The sequence below is a fragment of the Pseudomonas sp. OV546 genome, assembly GCF_900116845.1.
In the GTDB taxonomy this organism is placed as follows: Bacteria; Pseudomonadota; Gammaproteobacteria; order Pseudomonadales; family Pseudomonadaceae; genus Aquipseudomonas; species Aquipseudomonas petroselini.
Genome location: NZ_FPCE01000001.1, coordinates 383,325 through 405,030, shown reverse-complemented (window position 1 = coordinate 405,030; position 21,706 = coordinate 383,325). Strand labels below are relative to the sequence as shown.

The following is a 21,706-nucleotide window of genomic DNA, read 5'->3' as shown; positions in this document are numbered from 1 at the left end:
CAGCCCCCTACTCTTCCTGCTTGACCTTTTGCATGGACAGAACACGATGACCTCCCTCACCGATTCCCCAGTCACAACCCGGCCTGAAACACTTCCGATGGCTGGCTTGCTGGCCTTGGCCAGCGCCGGCTTTATCACCATTCTCACTGAAGCCATGCCCGCCGGGCTGCTGCCGCAGATGGGCGAAGGCCTGGGCGTGTCGCCCGCGCTGGTCGGCCAATTGGTCACGCTGTATGCACTTGGATCGCTCCTCGCCACCATCCCGCTGACGCTGTTGACCCGAGGCTGGCGGCGCCGCCCCTTGTTGCTGGTGGCCATTGGCGGCTTTGCGCTGGTCAACAGCGTGACCGCACTGTCCAGCCACTACGGGCTGACCCTGGTTGCGCGCTTCTTTGCCGGCGTATTCGCCGGGCTACTTTGGGCGCTGCTGGCGGGTTATGCCAGCCGGATGGTTGCGCCACACCTGCAAGGCCGGGCAATCGCGGTAGCCATGCTGGGTGCACCGCTGGCGCTGTCATTGGGTGTGCCCGCCGGCACCTTTCTGGGTGCCGCGGTTGGATGGCGCCTGAGTTTTGCGATCATGACCGGGCTGACGCTGGTGCTACTGATCTGGGCGCGCTGGCAACTTCCGGATTTTGCCGGCGAACGCGCCGAAAAACGCTTGGGGCTGCATCAAGTGCTGACATTGCCAGGCATTCGTCCGGTGCTGTGGGTGACCTTCACCTACGTGCTGGCCCACAACATTCTCTATACCTATATCGCCCCGCTGCTGGTACCGGCTGGAATTGTCACCGATATCGATCGGGTGCTGCTGGTGTTCGGCCTCGCTGCATTGCTGAGCATCTGGCTGGCCGGCGTGTTGATTGATCGGTGGTTGCGCGCACTGCTGCTGATCAGTTGCGCCCTATTTGGCCTGATCGCCTTAGCGCTGGCGTTTTGGATCGACCTGCCAGCCGTCATCTACGTCACCGTGGCACTCTGGGGTTTGGCCTTCGGCGGGCTGCCCGCGCTGCTGCAAACGGCACTGGCCAAGTCGGCGGGCGAGTCAGCAGATGCCGCGCAATCGATGCTGGTGACCGTATGGAACCTGGGCATAGCGGGCGGTGGTTTGGCGGGCGGCGCGTTACTACAAGGCTGGGGCGTCGGCGCATTTCCATGGGTGGTTGTGCTGCTGATGCTTTTGGCAATAACCGGCGCGCTACAGGCTGCGCCCCAACAACTGGCCCGGCCATCCCTCCAGGTCGAACGTTGAAATGCGCTCATAGCCACAGGACTCATAAAACCGCACCAGGTCGCCGGTCCCACCGCCATAGCAGTCCACCCGCAAACGCCTTACTCCCGCAGCATGGGCACGGTCGTCGGCGAAAGCCATAAGGCGCCGCCCGATACCCCGTACACGCTGATCCCGCGAGGCGATCAGCAGCCGCACATACACCTCCGGCGCTGTCGCCGCGGGCACATAAGCCATGGGCTCGCCCAACACGAGTGCCGCCAGGATCTGGCCGCCGCGCGCCTCAACCACCCACGCACCCGGCATCGCGCAGGCATCGGTGACTTGCGCAACCCGTCGCGGCGAAGCCGACCAAGGCTCAGTCCCCCATTGACCGTGATTGCCCATGGACACGAACCAGGCAATCACTTCGTCGAACACCTGCAAAACCGCCGGGGCATCCGCCACACTGGCGCGGCGGATCATCACCCCCTCACTTCCTTGATCGAACATGCTGCAAACTCCCTGGTCCGCACAGTGAAGGCCCAGTCTAGCGCACATAAAAAACCCCCGGACTTTTCAGGCCGAGGGCTTTTTATTCAAACCGACATCAGTACTTCTTGATGTCAGCCTTGGTCTCCAACTGCTTGCGGTAAGCCGCGAAGTCTTGCTGACCGACACGGGAAGCGAGGAAGCGGCGGTATTGCGCCTTTTCTTCGTCCGTCGGGGCAGCGGCTTCGTTGACGCCATTCAAGCGCACGATCACCAGGCTACCGTCAGCCAGGGTCACCGTGGTAAACGTCGGCTTATCCTTGGCCGCAGGCTTAGGCATGCGGAACAGGGCTTGCAGCACGGCCGGGTCAATGGTTTCCTGGCTACGGGTAGCCGCTTCAGTGACCTTCCATGCCTGGCCGTCGACCGGCTGGTTCAGCGGGGTCTTGCCATCACGCAGGCTGGCGATCAACTCATCAGCGTGGGTCTTGGCAGCCGCGCTGGCGCGCTCTTTGGCCATCTGGGTGCGAATCGCCGCTGCAACACTTTCGAGCGGCAGTTGCGCAGGCTTCAGGTGCTCTTTGGCACGCAGCACGATGATGGTTTCCGGGTCCAGTTCGATGGCAGTGCTGTTGGCACCCTCATCCAACACTTCCGGGCTGAACGCGGCGGTGACCACGGCACGGTTGGCCGCAACACCTTCACCACCTTCACGGCCAAATGGCGCAGAGGTGTGGACGGTCAGCTTCAGGTCGGACGCCGGTTGGGCCAGGTCGGAGGCTTCGAATGCCGCATCTTCCAATTGCTTGGTCGCTTCGACAAAACGCTGCTCGACTTGCTGGGTCTTGAGCTCTTTGGTCAGCTTGTCTTTCAGGCTGGCAAACGTCGGCACTTGCGGTGCTTCAACGCCCAACAGCTTGATCAGGTGCCAACCGAAGGTGCTGCGCACCGGCGCCGAGACCTGGTCCTTGTTCAACGCGTACAAGGCCGTTTCGAAGTCCGGGTCGTAGACGCCAGGGCCGGCAAAGCCCAGGTCGCCGCCATTGCTGGCCGAACCTGGATCCTGGGAGAACTCCTTGGCCAGGGCTTCGAACTTCTCACCCTTGGCCAGGCGTGCCTGGATTTCCTCGATCTTGGCCTTGGCTTGCGCGTCGGTGACCTTGTCGTTGACTTCAATCAGGATGTGCGCGGCACGACGCTGTTCAGCGAGGTTCGCGGTTTCTTTCTGATAGGCAGCCTGCAACTCATCGTCCTTCACGGCAACCTGGTCGAAGAAGGATGACTTCTTCAGTTCCAGATAGTCGATGACCACTTGATCAGGGGTCATGAACTCTTTGGCGTGCTGGTCGTAGTAAGCCTTGACCTCGTCATCGGTGAGTTTCACCGCCGCTGGGTTGGCCTTGATGTTGACGGTGGCGAAGTCGCGGGTCTGTTTTTCCAGACGGGCGAATGCCAGCACTTCGGAATCGGTGACGAAACCGCTGCCGGCGATACCTGCACGCACCTGGCCGATCAGCATTTCCTGGGTCAGCATCTGACGGAATTGCAGACGGCTGTAGCCCAGCTGACGGATCACCTGGTCAAAGCGTTCAGCGTTGAACTTGCCGTCCACCTGGAATTCCGGCGTCTGCAGGATCACTTGGTCCAAGGCAGCTTCAGAGAAGCCAAACTTGGAATCGGCGGCGCCTTGCAGCAACAGCTTGCGATCGATCAGGCTTTTGAGGGCCGCTTCGCGCAGCAGTTTTTCGTCCAGCAGAGAAGCATCGAAATCCTTGCCCAGCTGTTGCATCAGCTGGCGACGTTGCATGTCGACGGCCTGGCTCAGTTCGGTCTGGGTGATTTCTTCACCGTTGACCTTGGCCACGTCCTGCTTACTATTACCCGAAGCCTGGAAAATGGCCTCGATACCGGTGAACGCCATCAATGCGACGATGATCCCGATGATGGTCTTGGCAATCCAGCCTTGTGAATTGTCCCTGATATTTTGCAGCATGCGTCCCCCAGAAACGGTTGAACTTCAAAAATAGGCAACCGTGGAGCGTGGGTAGAGTCCGGATAGAAGAAAGGCGCATCCGAGGATGCGCCTTCTCGTAACTGGCGGAGCGGACGGGGGTTTGAACCCACACCCCCGGCGTGGCGACCCGATGGATACGTGGGTCAGCTGCCGCTCCGCTGCCAGGTCGAACCTGCGTTCGACCCGGGTAGGTAAAGGCTTGATCGAAACTTAGTTGACGGCTTCTTTCAGGGCTTTACCGGCTTTGAAACCTGGTTTTTTGGCAGCAGCGATTTGCAGTGCTTTGCCAGTCTGTGGGTTACGGCCAGTGCGAGCTGGGCGGTCAGTCACAGAGAAAGTACCGAAGCCTACCAGTACCACGGAGTCGCCGGCCTTCAGAGCGCCAGTGACGGATTCGATTACTGCATCCAGCGCACGGCCAGCAGCAGCTTTCGGGATATCAGCGGATGCAGCGATAGCATCAATCAGTTCCGACTTGTTCACTCTAAGTCCCCTTATATATCTATTGAGTATGATTCTAAGTTTTTTTGGTAAAAGCAAAAACCAGTGCTGAATGGCCTACAGACACTTAAGAGCCGCTTTATAACAAGGGCTCTAAAAAGCTGTCAAGGAAGCCCCCAGGCTCCAGCACATTAATGCGTGCTAATTCGTTCCTTGGAATCAGACTCGCGTTTTTCGTCCTTCGCGACTATCTCCGGAGCCACATCCGGCAAGGGCTCCGGCGCGTATTGCAGCGCAATTTGCAGGACCTCGTCAATCCATTTAACCGGTTTAATCTGAAGATCCTGCTTGATATTGTCAGGAATCTCCTTCAAGTCGCGAACATTCTCTTCAGGAATGATCACGGTCTTGATACCGCCCCGGTGTGCCGCAAGCAATTTCTCTTTCAGGCCACCGATGGCCAATACCTGGCCACGCAGGGTGATTTCCCCGGTCATTGCGACATCGGCTCGCACCGGAATGCCGGTCAATGCCGACACCAGCGCCGTGCACATGCCTACGCCGGCGCTAGGGCCGTCTTTAGGCGTCGCCCCTTCCGGCATATGGATGTGGGTGTCGTGCTTCTCGTGGAAGTCCAGGGGGATCCCCAGGCTCCTGGCGCGGCTGCGCACCACGGTCTGCGCGGCGGTGATGGATTCGACCATCACGTCACCCAGGGAACCGGTCTTGATCAGTTGGCCTTTACCCGGGATCACCGCGGCTTCGATGGTCAGCAATTCGCCGCCCACTTGGGTCCACGCCAGGCCCGTCACCTGCCCTACCTGATCCTGTTGCTCGGCCAGGCCATAGCGGAATTTACGCACGCCCAGGAAGTGTTCCAGGGAGTCGGCCGTGACCTTCACTGAGAAGCGTTTTTCCAGCGCATGTTCCTTGACCGCCTTGCGGCAGATCTTCGCGATCTGGCGCTCCAGGCCCCGTACACCGGCCTCGCGGGTGTAATAACGCACGATATCGCGGATCGCCTCGACCTCGAATTCGATCTCGCCCTTCTTCAGGCCATTGGCCGAAATCTGCTTGGGCGCGAGGTATTTGACCGCGATGTTGATCTTCTCGTCTTCGGTGTAGCCCGGCAGACGAATCACCTCCATCCGGTCCAGCAATGCCGGCGGAATGTTCATGGAGTTGGAGGTGCACAGGAACATCACGTCGGACAGGTCGTAGTCGACTTCCAGGTAATGGTCGTTGAAATTGTGGTTCTGCTCAGGGTCGAGCACTTCGAGCAACGCCGAGGCCGGATCGCCACGCATGTCGCTGCCCATTTTGTCGATTTCATCGAGCAGGAACAGCGGGTTGCGCACACCCACCTTCGTCATCTTTTGAATCAATCTTCCTGGCATCGAACCGATGTACGTCCGGCGATGACCACGAATTTCCGCTTCATCGCGTACACCACCGAGGGCCATGCGCACGAATTTACGGTTGGTGGCATTGGCAATCGACTCGGCCAGCGAGGTTTTACCCACACCAGGCGGACCCACCAGGCACAACACCGGACCGCGAATCTTTTTCACGCGCTTTTGCACGGCGAGGTATTCGAGGATGCGTTCTTTGACTTCTTCAAGGCCATAGTGGTCGGCATCGAGAATGTCTTCAGCGCGGGCCAGGTCGAGGCGCACCTTGGTCTGGGCCTTCCACGGCACCTGCACCAGCCAGTCGATGTAGGAGCGCACCACGGTGGCTTCGGCCGACATCGGCGACATTTGCTTGAGCTTGTTCAGCTCGGCGTTGGCCTTGGTCAGGGCGTCTTTCGGCAGGCCGGCGGCATCGATACGCTTTTTCAGCTCTTCGATTTCGTTGTGGCCTTCCTCGCTGTCGCCGAGTTCCTTCTGAATGGCCTTCATCTGCTCATTCAGGTAGTACTCGCGCTGGCTGCGCTCCATTTGTTTCTTCACACGACCACGGATGCGTTTCTCAACCTGCAACAGGTCGATTTCGGCATCCAGCAGTGCCAGCACATGCTCAACACGGGCCGGCAGGTCGATGATTTCGAGGATGTCTTGCTTCTGCTCGATTTTCAGCGCCATGTGCGCGGCCATGGTGTCGACCAGGCGGCTTGGCTCATCGATGCTGTTAAGGGACGACAGGACTTCAGCCGGTACTTTCTTGCCCAACTGCACATACTGCTCGAATTGCGAGAGCAGGCTGCGTACAAAAACTTCAGACTCGCGCTCCGGGGCCTCGACTTCGTCGATCAGCGCTACTTCGGCGCGCAGGTGACCATCCACCTCCATGAAGCGCTCGACCGCACCGCGCTGCTCGCCTTCCACCAACACCTTGACGGTGCCATCCGGCAGTTTGAGCAATTGCAGAACAGTGGCAATGGTGCCAACGCGATACAGGGCCTCTTCGCCCGGATCATCATCAGCAGGATTTCTTTGGGCCAACAGCAGGATCTGCTTGTCGCCCGTCATCGCTGCCTCAAGGGCTTCGATAGACTTCTCGCGCCCCACGAACAGCGGGATAACCATGTGCGGATAGACGACGACATCACGCAACGGCAGGAGAGGCAATTCGATGGTTGTCTTCATGATTTCGCCTCTATGACAGTTGAAAAGTAAGCTTGAAACCAAGATGGGGGCTGCATGCAAAAAAAACAAGCTTATTGCCAGCAGTTAAACGCAGTAAACGCTCTGGCGTAAAAACCTCGTAAAAACAAAGGGGCCCCTGGAGGCCCCTTGTTTATACCGACACTGCGAAACGCTTACGCGTCTGGCGCAGCCTTGGCAGTCGGCTCACTGTTTTCGTAGATATACAGTGGCTTGGACTTACCTTCTATAACGCTTTCGTCGATCACCACTTTACTCACCTCGGACTGCGAGGGGATTTCGTACATGGTGTCGAGCAGTACGCCTTCAAGAATCGAACGCAGACCACGTGCACCGGTCTTGCGCTCCAGTGCCCGCTTGGCCACCGATTTGAGCGCGTCGGTACGGAACTCGAGGTCTACACCTTCCATCTCGAACAACTTGGCGTATTGCTTGGTCAGGGCGTTTTTCGGTTCGGTGAGGATCTGAATCAGAGCAGCCTCATCCAATTCGTCCAACGTGGCCAGGACCGGCAGACGGCCAACGAATTCCGGGATCAGACCGAACTTGACCAGATCGTCAGGCTCGACTTCACGCAGGGACTCGCCCACCTTCTTGCCTTCTTCCTTGCTGCGCACTTCCGCACTGAAACCAATGCCACCACGGGTGGAGCGTTGCTGGATAACTTTTTCCAGACCGGAGAACGCACCGCCACAGATGAACAGGATGTTGCGCGTATCAACCTGAAGGAATTCCTGCTGCGGGTGCTTGCGGCCGCCTTGTGGCGGTACGGAAGCAACCGTGCCTTCGATCAGTTTCAACAGGGCTTGCTGCACGCCTTCACCGGAAACGTCCCGGGTGATCGACGGGTTGTCCGACTTGCGCGAAATCTTGTCGATTTCGTCGATGTAGACAATACCCATCTGGGCTTTCTCTACGTCGTAGTCGCACTTCTGCAGCAGCTTCTGAATGATGTTCTCGACGTCCTCACCCACGTAGCCAGCCTCGGTGAGGGTGGTGGCGTCGGCGATAGTGAACGGAACGTTCAAGAGACGAGCGAGGGTTTCTGCAAGCAAGGTTTTACCCGAGCCTGTAGGACCGATCAGCAAGATGTTGCTCTTGCCGAGTTCAACTTCGTCGCCTTTCTTGTCACGCTGGTTCAAGCGCTTGTAGTGGTTGTACACCGCTACGGCCAAAACCTTCTTTGCACGCTCTTGACCAATCACGTATTGATCAAGGATGCCGCTGATTTCTTTAGGCGAAGGCAATTTATGCGCGCTGCTTTCGGCCTGGGCTTCCTGCACCTCCTCACGGATGATGTCATTGCACAGGTCGACGCACTCGTCGCAGATAAAGACCGAGGGGCCGGCAATCAATTTGCGTACTTCATGCTGGCTTTTGCCACAGAAGGAGCAATAGAGCAGCTTGCCGTTGTCCTCGCCGTTGCGGGTGTCAGTCATTCGTTCGATCCAAATCCGATAGGCTTGCAACACAAGATGAAGGCTTATGCGGGCTTTTTCAAGCCCGCCAGTGGTCGGACATGCCGACCAGCCCTATTTTGAGCGGCTTATATTAAGCGGGGCGCTTGTCGATCACTGCGTCGATCAGCCCGTAATCACGCGCTGCCTCGGCACTCATGAAGTTGTCGCGGTTGGTGTCGCGCTCGATTTCTTCCAGGGTGTGCCCGCTGTGCTTGGCCATCAGCGTGTTGAGACGCTCACGGATAAACAGGATTTCCTTGGCGTGGATTTCGATGTCCGACGCCTGGCCCTGGAAACCGCCCAATGGCTGGTGAATCATCACGCGCGAGTTAGGCAGGCAGAAACGCTTGCCTTCAGCACCTGCGGTCAACAGGAATGCGCCCATGCTGCAGGCCTGACCGATACAGGTGGTCGATACATTCGGCTTGATGAACTGCATGGTGTCGTAGATCGACATGCCAGCTGTCACCGAACCGCCTGGGGAGTTGATGTAGAGATGGATGTCCTTGTCCGGGTTTTCCGCTTCAAGGAACAGCAGCTGCGCACAGATCAGGTTGGCCATGTAGTCCTCTACCGGGCCCACCAGAAAGATCACTCGCTCCTTGAGCAGGCGCGAGTAGATGTCGTAGGCGCGTTCGCCACGAGCGGACTGCTCGACAACCATCGGGACCAGGCCGCCAGCGGCCTGGATATCAGAGTTCTGCTGAATATAGGAATTACGGAACATGCTCTGCAGTTACTCCCAAATAGTCATGTCTTGAAAACGCATAAGCCAGCGCGAGGCTGGCTTATGGTTGAATTTCCAACGAGTTGGACAATCAGTCGGCTTGTGCTGCTTCCGCCGGTTTGACTGCTTCTTCGTAAGAGACCGCTTTATCGGTCACCTTAGCCTTCTGCAGAACAGTATCCACAACTTGTTCTTCCAGCACAACCGAACGCACTTCGTTCAGCTGCTGATCGTTCTTGTAGTACCAAGCCACGACCTGCTCAGGTTCCTGGTAGGCCGAAGCCATTTCCTGGATCATTTCGCGAACGCGGTCTTCGTCAGGCTTGAGGTCGAACTGCTTGACCACTTCAGCCACGATCAGGCCCAGCACAACGCGGCGCTTGGCTTGCTCTTCGAACAGCTCGGCCGGCAGTTGGTCAGGCTTGATGTTGCCACCAAACTGCTGAACAGCTTGTACGCGCAGGCGATCCACTTCGTTGGACAGCAGGGCCTTAGGCACTTCGATCGGGTTGGCGGCCAGCAGACCGTCCATGACCTGGTTCTTGACCTTGGACTTGATGGCCTGACGCAGCTCGCGCTCCATGTTCTTGCGAACTTCGGTGCGGAAGCCTTCGATACCGGTTTCCTTGATACCGAATTGAGCGAAGAACTCTTCGTTCAGCTCTGGCAGCTTAGGCTCGGAAACACTGTTGACGGTCACGGTGAACTCGGCGGCTTTGCCAGCCAGGTCCAGGTTCTGGTAGTCAGCAGGGAATTCCAGGTTCAGTACGCGCTCTTCGCCGGCTTTGGCGCCAACCAGGCCGTCTTCGAAACCAGGGATCATGCGGTTGGAACCCAGCACCAGCTGAGTGCCCTTGGCGGAGCCGCCGGCGAACGCTTCGCCGTCAACCTTGCCAACGAAATCGATGTTCAGCTGGTCTTCGTTCTGGGCAGCACGTTCGGCCACTTCGAAACGAGTGTTCTGCTTGCGCAGGATTTCCAGCATGTTGTCCAGGTCCGAATCAGCCACTTCGGCGCTCAGGCGCTCGATGGCGATACCGTCGAAACCGGCCACTTCAAATTCAGGGAACACTTCGAATACGGCAACGTATTCCAGGTCCTTGCCCGCTTCCAGGGACTTAGGCTCGATCGACGGCGAACCCGCCGGATTCAGCTTTTGCTCAACGACCGCTTCGTAGAAGGAAGCCTGGATCACGTCACCGACAGCTTCCTGGCGCGCATCGGCACCAAAACGGCGCTTAATTTCGCTCATTGGCACTTTGCCTGGACGGAAACCAGCGATCTTGGCCTTTTGGGCAGTCTGCTGCAGACGCTTGTTGACCGCAGTCTCGATACGCTCAGCCGGCACGGTGATGCTCAGGCGACGCTCGAGAGCAGTAGTATTTTCAACAGAAACTTGCATGGATATTCCTCGTTGCACAGACGTTAGCCGGCCATTTCCGACCCCAATCAAGGGCATGCATTCTAGTGGGTCAAACTCAAGAAGTCACCCTACTGGAAATACGCCCGAAAACAGCCGGCAATTTATCGGTACGAAGGCACTGATGCACCTCGCCCCGGTGACAAATACAGCCCATCACGCCAGGGCTCTGCGCCGCCCCTTCTATATATAGAAGAAGTCGTCATCCATCACCCCGACGGCCAACCCACACACAGGGCTGGCAGGCAGTGCGGCATCATCGAGATACATAAATACGACGAAACGCCCTGCCATTGCGACCCAGTACCTGCAGCCGCGGAATATTCGAACCGCTAAAACCAAAAAAGGCGCCAGACTGTTAAATCTGGCGCCTTTCGAATATGGGGTGGACGAAGGGGATCGAACCCTCGACAACGGGAGTCACAATCCCGTGCTCTACCAACTGAGCTACGCCCACCATATTGCGTTAACAAAGAAACCAAACTACTTCTTTGTCGAGCTTTACCCTGTCTTTCAACGGGGCCAAGCTTTAATTGGTGCGGATGAAGAGACTCGAACTCTTACGCCTCGCGGCGCTGGAACCTAAATCCAGTGTGTCTACCAATTCCACCACATCCGCGCTTGAAGCTCTTAAAGCAAAGGCGCCAGACGATTAATCTGGCGCCTTTTCAAAATATGGGGTGGACGAAGGGGATCGAACCCTCGACAACGGGAGTCACAATCCCGTGCTCTACCAACTGAGCTACGCCCACCATCTAACGCTACTTGTGCCAAAGCTGCCTAATGGCGCACCCGGCAGGACTCGAACCTGCGACCATCCGCTTAGAAGGCGGATGCTCTATCCAGCTGAGCTACGGGCGCCTTATTAATCTGTACTCTTGGAGGATTACAAACTAAGTGCTTCCAGCCTTGCAGAACAATCATCTATTCCGCCCGACCTTCTTAACCAGTGCTAGGCTGTGCCCGACAAGTGCGACGAATAGTATAGATGCCCCCGAAACCCGTCAAATCTTTTTTGAAAAAAACTGATTTTATTTAAGGAGTTAGGGCAATTTGCAGACCAAGCGCCTTTGCCCTCACGTCCTGGCATGCGAGAATGCGCGCACTTTTCTTCCCCCTCTCGATGGTTAATCACGCGTAATGACTGCACAACTTATCGACGGCAAATCAATCGCCGCCAGCCTGCGCCAGCAGATCGCCAAACGCGTCACCGAGCGTAGCCAGCAAGGCCTGCGCACGCCCGGCCTCGCGGTGATCCTGGTCGGCAGCGATCCTGCCTCTCAGGTTTATGTCTCGCACAAGCGTAAAGACTGTGAAGAGGTCGGCTTTATTTCCAAGGCCTACGACTTGCCTTCCGAGACCACCCAGCAGGCCCTTACGGACCTGATCGATGGCCTCAACGAAGACCCGAAGATGGACGGCATCCTGCTCCAGCTGCCGCTGCCCGAACATCTGGACGCCTCCAAATTGCTGGAGCGCATTCGCCCGGACAAAGATGTCGACGGTTTCCACCCTTATAATGTCGGCCGCCTGGCCCAGCGTATCCCGCTGCTGCGCCCGTGCACCCCGAAAGGCATCATGACCCTGCTGGAAAGCACCGGCGTCGACCTGTACGGACTCGACGCCGTGGTTGTCGGCGCGTCCAACATCGTGGGTCGCCCGATGGCCATGGAGTTGCTGCTGGCCGGCTGCACCGTGACCGTCACCCACCGCTTCACCAAGGACCTCGCCGGCCACGTCGGCCGCGCCGACCTGGTGGTAGTCGCCGCCGGCAAGCCGGGGCTGGTCAAGGGTGAGTGGATCAAGGAAGGCGCCATCGTCATCGACGTGGGCATCAACCGCCAGGAAGACGGCAAGCTGGTCGGCGACGTGGTGTACGAGACCGCCCTGCCCCGTGCCGGCTGGATTACCCCAGTACCCGGCGGTGTCGGCCCGATGACCCGTGCCTGCCTGCTGGAAAACACCCTGTACGCCGCAGAAACCCTGCACGATTAATAACCAGGCGTACTGAAAAAGCCCTGCCTTATCGCAGGGCTTTTTATTGCCCGTGATAAACCCTGTTTTTTCTTAGTTTTTAAGTACTTTCGTCTGGTTTTAGAAGAACATTCGACAGTCTCTCGTCCATACTCCTAAAATGTAACGGCATTTATCAAAAAACCGTTCCTGAACGGTATTTCCTTACTTTTTAGCGAGTTCATCCGCGTGAAAATTCGTCTCTCTATCATCAGCCTGTTTTTCGCTTTCACAGGCAACTTCACGCACGCCGCCGAAACCACCCAGGCGCCGCGTGACACCTCCAAACTGCAAATTGCGTCCGGCAGCGCCATGCTGGTCGACCTGCAGACCAACAAGGTGATCTATTCCAGCAACCCTGACGTGGTGGTGCCCATCGCCTCGGTAAGCAAATTGATGACCGGCCTGATCGTGCTGGAAGCCAAGCAGAACATGGACGAGTACATCGACATCAACATCACCGACACGCCAGAGATGAAAGGCGTGTTCTCCCGCGTGAAGATCGGCAGCCAGATGCCCCGCAAGGAAATGCTGCTGATCGCCCTGATGTCTTCGGAAAACCGCGCCGCGGCGAGCCTGGCCCACCACTATCCGGGCGGTTACGCCGCGTTCATCGCCGCGATGAACGCCAAGGCCAAGGCCTTGGGCATGACCAGCACGCACTATGTCGAACCCACCGGTTTGTCCATCCACAACGTCTCCACCGCCCGCGACCTGAGCAAACTGCTGGCCGCCGCGCGACACTATCCGTTGCTCAGCCAACTGAGCACCACCAAGGAAAAGACCGTGTCGTTCCGCAAGCCCAACTACACCTTGGGCTTCTCCAACACCGACCACCTGATCAACCGCGCCAACTGGGATATCAAGCTGACCAAGACCGGCTTCACCAACCAGGCCGGTCATTGCCTGGTGCTGGTGACGAGCATGGGCAACCGCCCGGTGTCGCTGGTAATCCTGGATGCCTTTGGCAAATTCACCCACTTTGCCGATGCCAGCCGTATTCGTAATTGGGTAGAGACCGGCAAGAGCGGCTCGGTGCCGGATGTGGCGTTGCGCTACAAGGCCGACAAGAACCTGAAGAACCGTCCGAACGCGGCAGAAGTGCGTCGCTAAGCAACAACGCCAGATCCAATGTGCAATACCCGTGTGGGAGAGGGCTTGCCCCCTCCCACATTTTTTATCGGTGTTCCGCCAGCACTTTAAGCGCCTGCGCCGCCGCCCGCTCCTGCCCGGCCTGGGCCGTGGCGTTGGCCGCATCCCGCCAGCGCTGGGCGTCCACATTTGCCGGCAATTGGCTCGGCCGCTGGGTGAGGATTGCCCAACTCCCGGCGCTTTTCCACTTCGACTCAAAGTCGCTGAAGCTCATCAACAGCCGCCGGTCCATGCCCGAACGCAGCAACACCGTGCTTTTCTGTTGATTGAACCCCACCACAACCACGTAGTGCGCGTCGGACCACAGCCCGCCGCCGATCCGCGCCATCACCGGATACCCCGCCGCCACTTGCGCCAGCACCGCCGTCAGCTTGGCATCCAGCGGGTACACCATCAGCCCGTACTCGCGCGCCAACACCTGCATGTTGCGCTCAAGGTCCGCTTCGCCGCCCGGTAGATGCAGTGGCTTATCCAGCAACCCCGGTGTCATGACAATGCCTTGTTGCGACAGCATGCTGGCTAACGCCGTAGGACCGCTCTGATAAGCCTCGCTGCGAAACGTCGGCACGCCATTGAGTTCGACACGCTCCGGCAGACCCGCCAGTTTCGACGGGGTTGCGGAACAGGCCACAAGCCCCAGGGCGCAGGCCAATAGAAAGGATGTTTTAAGGTTCGACCGTAACCGCAATTTTCTACTCTCTTGATCAACTGCCGGTGAGGGCCCTGATCATAGGACGCCCGGCCACGCGGGTATAGCCCGCAGGCTTAGTAAAGGAAGCGGATAGAGCAAACACGTTGGACGGACACGACCATTGGTCAATAGCAGGCAACCGCCGGGTAGCTAGACTGTCCATTGAGAAGACTGTGTGTGCCCCGTACGGGGCGAGAGGAGGCCCGAATGAGCCTTGCAACGACGATTTTCCTGTTGATCTGCGGTTGGCTGTCGGTAGCCGCCGCCATGTTGTGGGGGGTGTTGCGCATCACCCGCCGGCACCATCACCCCCACGTAAAACCCGCTGCGCCCGCCAAGCCTCATAAGGCGGCGGTGCACCACGCCTAGCCAGGCATGCAATTGAAGTCCTGAGTCGCTGCGACCTCCTTGCCGTGACCATCCATCAAGGCTGCGCGCACGGTGGTACCCAGGCTGGACTCCACCAGGGTGTAATGCTCACCCGCCTTGAAATGCTTGTATTCGACACGTCCCTGGCAGTCCTGCTGGTTGTCGTCACCCGCCTCCTCCTCGAACAGCGTCACATCCAGGCGATGGTCCCCCGGCGAGACCTCAAAAAAGCGGCCGTCATCCACACGCTTGCCGTCCACGCGTTCAGCCATCAGGTCGTTCGGCGCTTCTTCCCTCAAGCCGATCCAGGCTTCACTCGGGTCGGCTTTGGGCATTGGCCCGGCGCACGCCGACAACAACAGCGCAGCACCGAGGGCGGGAATCAATAACAGTGGTTTGAGTGACATGGCAGGGCTCCAAAGCAGGACAATGTGTCCGATGGGTTACAAGCTTGGGCGGCTGACCTGTCTAGAACAAATGAATGCCTATGAAACGATTTTCAGCCCTTACCTAAATGTTCCTTCACCTGGCTGAAAGGTGCGTGTTAGGTGGGTCGCGTGAGACTGCCGGGGTTTGCAATCCTGCTCCTCCGGAGGTTCACGCATGCTCGGGCTGGTAAAGACCGCACTGCAAAAGCCGTACACGTTTATCGTGTTGGCCATATTCATCTGCATCATCGGGCCGATGGCGGCCCTGCGTACGCCCACTGACGTTTTCCCCGATATCGGCATCCCCGTGGTCGCCGTGGTCTGGCAGTACAACGGCCTGTCGCCGGACGCCATGGCTGGTCGTGTGATCTACACCTACGAACGCTCCCTGAGCACCACCGTCAACGACATCGAACACATCGAATCGCAATCGCTGCCCGGCATGGGCATCGTCAAGATCTTCTTCCAGCCCGGCGTGGATATCCGCACCGCCAACGCCCAAGTGACGGCGGTGTCACAAACCGTGCTCAAGCAGATGCCGCCGGGTATCACACCGCCGCTGATCCTCAACTACAGCGCCTCCACGGTGCCGATCCTGCAGATGGCGTTCTCCAGCCCCAGCCTGTCGGAAGCCAGGATCCGCGACCTGGTGCAGAACAACATCCGCCTGCCCTTGAGCGCCCTGCCCGGCCTGGCCATGCCCACGCCCATGGGCGGCAAGCAACGCCAGATCACCCTCGACCTTGACCCACAGGCACTCGCCGCCAAAGGCCTGTCGGCCCAGGACGTGGGCAACGCCCTGGCGCTGCAGAACCAGATCATCCCGGTGGGCACCGCCAAGCTCGGCCCCAACGAATACACGATCCTGCTGAATAACAGCCCCAAAGCCATCGATGAACTCAACGACCTGCCGATCAAGACCGTCGACGGCGCGCTGATCACCATCGGCCAGGTCGCCCACGTGCGTGACGGCTCGCCGCCGCAGACCAACATCGTGCGCGTCGACGGCCACCGTGCGGTGCTGATGCCGGCGCTTAAAAACGGCAGCATCTCGACCCTGTCGATCATCGACGGCATCCGCCAGATGCTGCCGCGCATCAACGAAACCCTGCCACCGTCACTGAAGACTTCATTACTGGGCGACGCCTCGGTGTTCGTCAAACAATCGGTCGGCAGCGTGGCCCAGGAAGGCATCATCGCCGCACTGCTGACGAGTGCGATGATCCTGCTGTTCCTCGGCAGCTGGCGCTCCACGATCATTATTGCCGCCTCGATTCCGCTGGCCGTGCTATCGGCCATCGCACTGCTGGCGGTCAGCGGGCAAACCCTCAACGTGATGACCCTCGGCGGGCTGGCGTTGGCGGTGGGGATCCTGGTGGACGACGCCACGGTGACCATCGAAAACATCAACTGGCACCTGGAACAAGGCAAGCCGGTGAAGACGGCAATCCTCGACGGTGCCGCGCAAATTGTCGGCCCGGCGTTCGTCTCGCTGCTGTGCATCTGCATCGTGTTCGTGCCGATGTTTTTGCTGCAAGGCATCGCCGGTTACCTGTTCCGGCCGATGGCGCTGGCGGTGATCTTTGCCATGGCCAGTTCGTTCATCCTCTCGCGTACGTTGGTGCCGACCCTGGCAATGTTCCTGCTCAAGCCGCACACGCCGGAGCCAGGTGCGGGGCATCACCCGGAAGACGAATTCATCAACCACCACGAGGGCGAGCAGCACACCCAGCAGCGCAATGCCGTGCTGCAATCGGTGCTGAATTTCCAGCAGGGTTTCGAGCGCCACTTCTCGAACATCCGCGACACCTATCACGGCCTGCTGACCTTGGCCCTGGGCAATCGCAAGCGCTTTATCGTCGGTTTCCTGGCCTGCGTGCTGGCGTCATTCCTGCTCCTTCCGAGCCTGGGCCAGGACTTCTTCCCGGCCACCGACGCAGGTGCCCTGGCATTACATGTGCGCCTGCCGCTGGGCACGCGCATAGAAGAAAGCGCCGCCGCCTTCGACCGCATTGAAGCGCGGATCCGCGAAATCATCCCTGCCGAAGAGCTGGACACCATCGTCGATAACATCGGCATCCCGCTCAGCGGCATCGACATGGCCTACAGCAGCAGCGGCACCATCGGCCCGCAGGATGGCGACATCCAAGTCAGCCTGAAAAAGGACCACGCACCGACCGCCGACTACGTGAAAAAACTGCGTGAAGCGCTGCCGCACAGTTTCCCTGGCAGCCACTTCGCCTTCCTGCCGGCGGACATCAGCAGCCAGATCCTCAACTTCGGTGCCCCGGCCCCGCTGGACGTGAAAATCTCCGGGCGCAGCGATGAAGAAAACCGCGCCTACGCCGTGGAGCTTGAGCGCCGGTTGCAGCACGTACCGGGCATCGCCGACCTGCGCATCCAGCAGTCCACCGGCTATCCGTCGCTGCAGGTGAACGTCGACCGTATGCGCGCCAATGGCCTGGGCATCACCGAGCGTGACGTGACCAACAGCATGGTCGCCTCGCTCGCCGGCAGCTCCCAGGTGGCGCCGACCTTCTGGCTCAACCCGGCCAACGGCGTGTCCTATTCCATCGTCGCCGCCACCCCGCAATACCGCCTCGACAGCCTGCCCTCTCTGGAGGCCTTGCCGGTGACCGGCGCCGACGGCCAGTCGCAGATCCTCGGCGGCGTGGCGACCATCTCCCGCGTGCAAAGCCCGGCGGTGGTGACCCACTACAACATCGAACCGACCCTGGACCTGTACGCCAACGTGCAAGGCCGCGACCTCGGCGGCGTGGCCCGTGATGTGCAAAGAGTGCTGGATGACACCGCCGCCCTGCGGCCCAAAGGTGCGGTAATCAGCCTGCATGGGCAGATCGACGCACTGCATGAAGCCTTCAGCGGCTTGAGCCTTGGCCTGCTCGGCGCCGTGGTGCTGATCTACCTGCTGATCGTGGTCAATTTCCAGTCGTGGTCCGACCCGTTTGTGATCATTACGGCCTTGCCGGCGGCGCTCGCCGGGATTGTGTGGATGCTGTTCCTCAGCGGCACCTCATTGTCGGTACCGGCACTCACCGGCGCCATCTTGTGCATGGGCGTCGCCACGGCCAACTCGATCCTGGTGGTGAGCTTCTGCCGTGAGCGCCTGGCCGAACATGGCGACGCGTTGAAAGCCGCCATGGAGGCCGGTTACACACGCTTCCGTCCGGTGTGCATGACCGCCCTGGCGATGATCATCGGCATGCTGCCGCTGGCGATTTCCGAGGAGCAGAACGCACCGCTCGGGCGCGCCGTCATCGGCGGCTTGATCTTCGCCACCCTCGCCACTTTGTTGTTTGTTCCCGTGGTCTTCAGCCTGGTCCACGGTCGTCAGCCTACTCGCGCAGTTGCAGGAGAAACCCCACATGTCGTCTGATCACAAACCCTCGCGCAAGCGTCTGATGCTCATGGGTGTCGGCGGCCTGACCCTGGCCGCCCTGTTGGTCGCCAACGGCCTGCATGCCCGCACGCTGCACGAACAATCGGTCACGGCCTGGACTGAAACCGCCGCCATCCCGCAGGTGATGGTGTTCCAGCCCAAGCAGAACGTCGCCGGCGATACCCTGCGCCTGCCTGCGCACCTTGAAGCCTGGAGCAAGGCACCGATTCATGCCCGGGTCAGTGGCTATTTGAAGGACTGGAAAGTGGATATCGGCAGTCAGGTCAAGGCCGGGCAGATCCTTGCCGAAATCGACAGCCCCGACCTCGACCAACAGTTGGCGCAGACCCATGCGCGCTTGATCCAGGAGCAGGCGAATGCACGCCTGGCCGCCACCACGGCGACCCGCTGGCAAAACCTGCTGGCCAGTCATTCGGTGTCGCGCCAGGAAGCCGATGAAAAAACCTCCAACGCGGCGGCAGCCAAAGCCAATGCTGAAGCCGCCGCTGCCGACTATGCGCGCTTGTCGGCCCTGGAAAGCTACAAGACCCTCCGTGCGCCCTTCGCCGGCACCATCACCGCGCGCAACACCGATATCGGCCAGTTGATCAAGGCCGATACCGACAGCGACCCGGAACTGTTCAACATCGCCGACACGCATCAATTGCGCCTGTATGTGCCGGTGCCGCAGAACTACGCGGCCGTCATCCACCCAGGGCTTGAAGCCGAACTCACCGTGCCCGAGCATCCCGGCGAGCATTTCAAGGCGCGCCTGATCGGCGACTCCACCGCCATCGATCGCCGCTCCGGCACGTTGCTCGCGCAGTTCGTCGCCGACAACCCCAATGGCGAGTTGCTGCCTGGCGATTACGCCGAAGCCACCTTGCCGATTCCAGCCGACACCCATGGCGTGAGCATCCCGGCCAGCGCGTTGATCTTCCGTGCCCAAGGCACCCAAGTGGCGGTGCTGGATGCGCAGAATCATGTGCACCTGCAAGACATCCACATCGGCCTCGACCTGGGCGAACGCCTGGTCATCGACCAAGGTTTGAAACCCGCCGACCGTATCGTCGACAACCCGCCCGATGCCCTGCGCGAAGGCGACCCGGTGCAGTTGGCCGATGCCTCCGGAGGTGCGCATGCGCCCAAGGCTTAAACCTCTGGCAGCATTGATGCTGCTGGTGTTGCAGGGCTGCTCGATGGCGCCCGCCTACAAGGTGCCGTCGCTTGACCTGCCCGCGCATTACCGCGAACAGACCAGCGACGGCCCTTGGCACAGCGCGCAACCGTCCGACCAAATGGCCCCCGAATGGTGGACGCTCTACCACGACGCGCGCCTGAATGACCTGCAACAGCAACTGCTCAAGGCCAACCCGGACCTGGCGGCGGCGCTGGCGCACTTCGATGCGTCCCAGGCGTATGCCAGCCAACTGCATGCCGGGCTGTTCCCGCAGATCACCGCCAGCGCGCAGCCGTTGCGCCAACGGCAATCGGATTCAAGGCCACTGCGGGGAACCACACAGCCGTCGGTGTACAACAGCAATACGGCAGGCTTCTCGCTGGGTTACGACCTGGACCTGTGGGGCAAAATCCGCAACCAGGTCGCGGCCGGCGATGCCCAGGCGCAAGCCTCGGGTGACGATTTGGCGGTGGCGCGCCTGAGCTTGCAGCATCAGTTGGCAACCTTGTATGTGCAGCTCAATGGGCTGGACGCGCAGGCGCGGATTCTCGACCGCTCGCTGGATGATTTCAGCCAGGCACTGCAACTGACCCGCAGTCGGTATGAGGGCCAGATTGCTTCGGAGTTGGACCTGACCCGTGCGCAAAACCAGCTCGCCGAGGCCAAGGCGCAACGGGATGAAGTGCGCGGGCAACGCAACCTGACCGAGCATGCGATAGGCGAGTTGGTGGGTGTGGCGGCCAGTGACTTCACCCTGCCGCCGAGCCAGCAACTGATCGCGCTGCCGGGCATTCCCTCACAATTGCCGAGCCACCTGCTGCAACGCCGCCCCGACATCGCGGCGGCCGAGCGCCGGGTGTTCGCCGCCAACGCCAATATCGGCGTGGCCAAGGCGGCGTGGTACCCGGATTTCAGCCTGACCGGGCTGATTGGCGGGCAAACCCAGGGCGTTGGCAACTTGCTGTCCGCCGGTAATCGCTACTGGGCGTTGGGGCCGCTGGTGAACCTGCCGATCTTCGATGGCGGGCGCTTGAGCGCCAATGAACGCCAGGCCAAGGCCGAGTTTGAAGAAGCCTCGGCGCACTACCGCAGCCAGGTACTGAAGGCTGTGCGCGAGGTGGAAGACAACCTGGCGCAACTGCGGGATTTGCAGCTGGAGGCGCAGGATGAGCAAGCGGCGGCGGATGCGGCGCAGCACACCCAATCGCTGGCGATGAACAGCTACCAGGCCGGGGCCGTGAGTTACCTGGACGTGGTGACGGCGCAGACGGCGGCGTTGCAGGCGCAGAGGACGTTGCAGGCGGTGCAGACACGGCAGTTGCAGGCGAGCGTGGGGTTGGTGACTGCGCTGGGCGGTGGGTGGCAACCTGGCGCCTGACACGGCGGGTCAGTCACATCACTATCAACTGAACGGCTGCCATCGGGGGCAAGCCCCCTCCCACACGTGTCCGGTGCCGGACACATAATGTGTGAACACCGCAGAGCCAAGGTGGGAGGGGGCTTGCTCCCGATGGCGCTCTTCCAGACACATCCTGCCAAAAGTCCGCCCCTCACCCTGCGGCCCTCCAATCTAGCCTCTCTAGACGCATCTTGAGAGGGCCAGGGAATGGCAGAGTTACCCGCGTCACACCGCCTGCGCATCGGACGCTTCAGCGAACCCGACCGCATCTACCTCATCACCACCAACACTCACGAACGCATTCCCATTTTCAGCAACTTCCACTTGGGTCGGCTGCTGGTCTGGCAATTTCGGCTGGCACAACACCAAGGGCTCGCGAACTCAATTGCGTGGGTGATCATGCCGGACCATTTCCATTGGATTATTGAGCTGAAAAAAGGCTCTCTTGCAGATCTGATGCGACAGGTAAAATCCAAGAGCACGCGGTCCGTTAATGGCGTGAGTGGTCGCAAGGGAAGACTCTGGCAGGAAAGCTTTCATGACCGCGCACTGCGCAAGGAGGATGATCTAGTGAAGGTGGCGAGGTATGTAGTGGCCAATCCATTGAGAGCAGGTCTGGTGAAAAAGATCGGCGACTACCCATTGTGGGATGCCATCTGGATCTAACATCACACACTGTTCAAATGTGGGAGGGGGCTTGCCCC

At 59.7% G+C, this 21,706-nt stretch carries 17 protein-coding genes and 4 tRNA genes; 8 read left to right on the top strand and 13 right to left on the bottom strand.

Going from position 1 to position 21,706, the window contains the following annotated elements:
• Nucleotides 1-46 precede the first annotated feature (46 nt).
• Nucleotides 47-1,252 (top strand): MFS transporter, encoded by a 1,206-nt coding sequence (locus tag BM403_RS01905; RefSeq protein ID WP_093541384.1) that lies wholly within the window; start codon nucleotides 47-49, stop codon nucleotides 1,250-1,252.
• Here the strand turns inward: BM403_RS01905 and BM403_RS01900 are convergent.
• The 11 genes from BM403_RS01900 to BM403_RS01850 form a co-directional block, all read right to left on the bottom strand.
• Nucleotides 1,199-1,723 (bottom strand): GNAT family N-acetyltransferase, encoded by a 525-nt coding sequence (locus tag BM403_RS01900; RefSeq protein WP_093541382.1) that lies wholly within the window; start codon nucleotides 1,721-1,723, stop codon nucleotides 1,199-1,201. The two genes, BM403_RS01905 and BM403_RS01900, sit on opposite strands and share 54 nt — an antisense overlap.
• 97 nt (nucleotides 1,724-1,820) lie before the next feature.
• Nucleotides 1,821-3,695 carry a SurA N-terminal domain-containing protein gene (locus BM403_RS01895; protein ID WP_046035621.1) on the bottom strand — a complete coding sequence of 625 codons (1,875 nt, stop codon included), beginning with the start codon at nucleotides 3,693-3,695 and terminating at the stop codon, nucleotides 1,821-1,823.
• Nucleotides 3,696-3,926: 231 nt separating this feature from the next.
• Nucleotides 3,927-4,199, bottom strand: a complete 273-nt coding sequence (locus BM403_RS01890) for an HU family DNA-binding protein (RefSeq protein ID WP_003174819.1) — start codon at nucleotides 4,197-4,199, stop codon at nucleotides 3,927-3,929.
• Between the two features lie 149 nt (nucleotides 4,200-4,348).
• Nucleotides 4,349-6,745, bottom strand: a complete 2,397-nt coding sequence (gene lon, locus BM403_RS01885; RefSeq protein WP_015884722.1) for an endopeptidase La — start codon at nucleotides 6,743-6,745, stop codon at nucleotides 4,349-4,351.
• A 173-nt stretch (nucleotides 6,746-6,918) separates the two neighbouring features.
• A complete protein-coding gene (gene clpX / locus BM403_RS01880) occupies nucleotides 6,919-8,202 on the bottom strand; it encodes an ATP-dependent Clp protease ATP-binding subunit ClpX (protein ID WP_003238279.1) in 1,284 nt (427 codons plus the stop codon).
• A gap of 112 nt (nucleotides 8,203-8,314) precedes the next feature.
• Entirely contained in the window at nucleotides 8,315-8,950 is a 636-nt protein-coding gene (gene clpP, locus BM403_RS01875) for an ATP-dependent Clp endopeptidase proteolytic subunit ClpP (protein WP_015884723.1), read from the bottom strand.
• Between the two features lie 91 nt (nucleotides 8,951-9,041).
• Nucleotides 9,042-10,352 (bottom strand): trigger factor, encoded by a 1,311-nt coding sequence (gene tig, locus BM403_RS01870; protein ID WP_015884724.1) that lies wholly within the window; start codon nucleotides 10,350-10,352, stop codon nucleotides 9,042-9,044.
• Nucleotides 10,353-10,751: 399 nt separating this feature from the next.
• A tRNA-His gene (locus tag BM403_RS01865) sits at nucleotides 10,752-10,827 on the bottom strand.
• A gap of 77 nt (nucleotides 10,828-10,904) precedes the next feature.
• A tRNA-Leu gene (locus BM403_RS01860) sits at nucleotides 10,905-10,989 on the bottom strand.
• 57 nt (nucleotides 10,990-11,046) lie between these two features.
• A tRNA-His gene (locus tag BM403_RS01855) sits at nucleotides 11,047-11,122 on the bottom strand.
• 32 nt (nucleotides 11,123-11,154) lie between these two features.
• A tRNA-Arg gene (locus tag BM403_RS01850) sits at nucleotides 11,155-11,231 on the bottom strand.
• Between the two features lie 279 nt (nucleotides 11,232-11,510).
• On the opposite strand from BM403_RS01850, the gene folD reads away from it, so the two are divergent.
• A complete protein-coding gene (folD, locus tag BM403_RS01845) occupies nucleotides 11,511-12,365 on the top strand; it encodes a bifunctional methylenetetrahydrofolate dehydrogenase/methenyltetrahydrofolate cyclohydrolase FolD (RefSeq protein ID WP_093541379.1) in 855 nt (284 codons plus the stop codon).
• A gap of 207 nt (nucleotides 12,366-12,572) precedes the next feature.
• Entirely contained in the window at nucleotides 12,573-13,496 is a 924-nt protein-coding gene (gene pbpG / locus BM403_RS01840; RefSeq protein ID WP_015884726.1) for a D-alanyl-D-alanine endopeptidase, read from the top strand.
• A gap of 64 nt (nucleotides 13,497-13,560) precedes the next feature.
• Here the strand turns inward: pbpG and BM403_RS01835 are convergent, their stop codons facing one another.
• Nucleotides 13,561-14,223, bottom strand: coding sequence for a C39 family peptidase (locus BM403_RS01835; RefSeq protein WP_015884727.1), 663 nt, complete (start codon nucleotides 14,221-14,223; stop codon nucleotides 13,561-13,563).
• Between the two features lie 210 nt (nucleotides 14,224-14,433).
• Here BM403_RS01835 and BM403_RS31820 point away from each other — a divergent pair, with 210 nt between their 5' ends.
• The gene (locus BM403_RS31820) at nucleotides 14,434-14,595 is read left to right on the top strand and encodes a hypothetical protein (protein WP_163825860.1); all 162 of its coding nucleotides are present in this window, start codon (nucleotides 14,434-14,436) and stop codon (nucleotides 14,593-14,595) included.
• Here BM403_RS31820 and BM403_RS01830 read toward each other — a convergent pair.
• On the bottom strand, nucleotides 14,592-15,002 hold the full coding sequence (locus BM403_RS01830) for a PA0061/PA0062 family lipoprotein (protein ID WP_015884729.1): 411 nt from the start codon (nucleotides 15,000-15,002) through the stop codon (nucleotides 14,592-14,594). The genes BM403_RS31820 and BM403_RS01830 overlap by 4 nt on opposite strands.
• Before the next feature lie 196 nt (nucleotides 15,003-15,198).
• On the opposite strand from BM403_RS01830, the gene BM403_RS01825 reads away from it, so the two are divergent.
• The 4 genes from BM403_RS01825 (at nucleotide 15,199) to BM403_RS01810 (ending at nucleotide 21,668) form a co-directional block, all read left to right on the top strand.
• Complete coding sequence (locus BM403_RS01825) at nucleotides 15,199-18,420, top strand: efflux RND transporter permease subunit (protein WP_093541377.1); 3,222 nt, start codon at nucleotides 15,199-15,201, stop codon at nucleotides 18,418-18,420.
• Nucleotides 18,410-19,579: an efflux RND transporter periplasmic adaptor subunit gene (locus BM403_RS01820; protein WP_015884731.1), complete on the top strand. Its 1,170-nt coding sequence runs from the start codon at nucleotides 18,410-18,412 to the stop codon at nucleotides 19,577-19,579. The genes BM403_RS01825 and BM403_RS01820 overlap by 11 nt, the downstream gene beginning before the upstream one ends.
• Nucleotides 19,563-20,981, top strand: a complete 1,419-nt coding sequence (locus BM403_RS01815; protein WP_093541375.1) for an efflux transporter outer membrane subunit — start codon at nucleotides 19,563-19,565, stop codon at nucleotides 20,979-20,981. The genes BM403_RS01820 and BM403_RS01815 overlap by 17 nt, the downstream gene beginning before the upstream one ends.
• A 228-nt stretch (nucleotides 20,982-21,209) precedes the next feature.
• Nucleotides 21,210-21,668 (top strand): REP-associated tyrosine transposase, encoded by a 459-nt coding sequence (locus tag BM403_RS01810; RefSeq protein ID WP_093541373.1) that lies wholly within the window; start codon nucleotides 21,210-21,212, stop codon nucleotides 21,666-21,668.
• The last annotated feature ends 38 nt before the right edge of the window (nucleotides 21,669-21,706 follow it).

Bases quoted from the DNA above. Each gene is read 5' to 3' on its own strand.
- BM403_RS01905 (WP_093541384.1), top strand. From the start codon at position 47: ATGACCTCCCTCACCGATTCCCCAGTCACAACCCGGCCTGAAACACTT.
- BM403_RS01900 (WP_093541382.1), bottom strand. From the start codon at position 1,723: ATGTTCGATCAAGGAAGTGAGGGGGTGATGATCCGCCGCGCCAGTGTG.
- BM403_RS01895 (WP_046035621.1), bottom strand. From the start codon at position 3,695: ATGCTGCAAAATATCAGGGACAATTCACAAGGCTGGATTGCCAAGACC.
- lon (WP_015884722.1), bottom strand. From the start codon at position 6,745: ATGAAGACAACCATCGAATTGCCTCTCCTGCCGTTGCGTGATGTCGTC.
- clpX (WP_003238279.1), bottom strand. From the start codon at position 8,202: ATGACTGACACCCGCAACGGCGAGGACAACGGCAAGCTGCTCTATTGC.
- clpP (WP_015884723.1), bottom strand. From the start codon at position 8,950: ATGTTCCGTAATTCCTATATTCAGCAGAACTCTGATATCCAGGCCGCT.
- tig (WP_015884724.1), bottom strand. From the start codon at position 10,352: ATGCAAGTTTCTGTTGAAAATACTACTGCTCTCGAGCGTCGCCTGAGC.
- folD (WP_093541379.1), top strand. From the start codon at position 11,511: ATGACTGCACAACTTATCGACGGCAAATCAATCGCCGCCAGCCTGCGC.
- BM403_RS31820 (WP_163825860.1), top strand. From the start codon at position 14,434: ATGAGCCTTGCAACGACGATTTTCCTGTTGATCTGCGGTTGGCTGTCG.
- BM403_RS01830 (WP_015884729.1), bottom strand. From the start codon at position 15,002: ATGTCACTCAAACCACTGTTATTGATTCCCGCCCTCGGTGCTGCGCTG.
- BM403_RS01825 (WP_093541377.1), top strand. From the start codon at position 15,199: ATGCTCGGGCTGGTAAAGACCGCACTGCAAAAGCCGTACACGTTTATC.
- BM403_RS01820 (WP_015884731.1), top strand. From the start codon at position 18,410: ATGTCGTCTGATCACAAACCCTCGCGCAAGCGTCTGATGCTCATGGGT.
- BM403_RS01815 (WP_093541375.1), top strand. From the start codon at position 19,563: ATGCGCCCAAGGCTTAAACCTCTGGCAGCATTGATGCTGCTGGTGTTG.
- BM403_RS01810 (WP_093541373.1), top strand. From the start codon at position 21,210: ATGGCAGAGTTACCCGCGTCACACCGCCTGCGCATCGGACGCTTCAGC.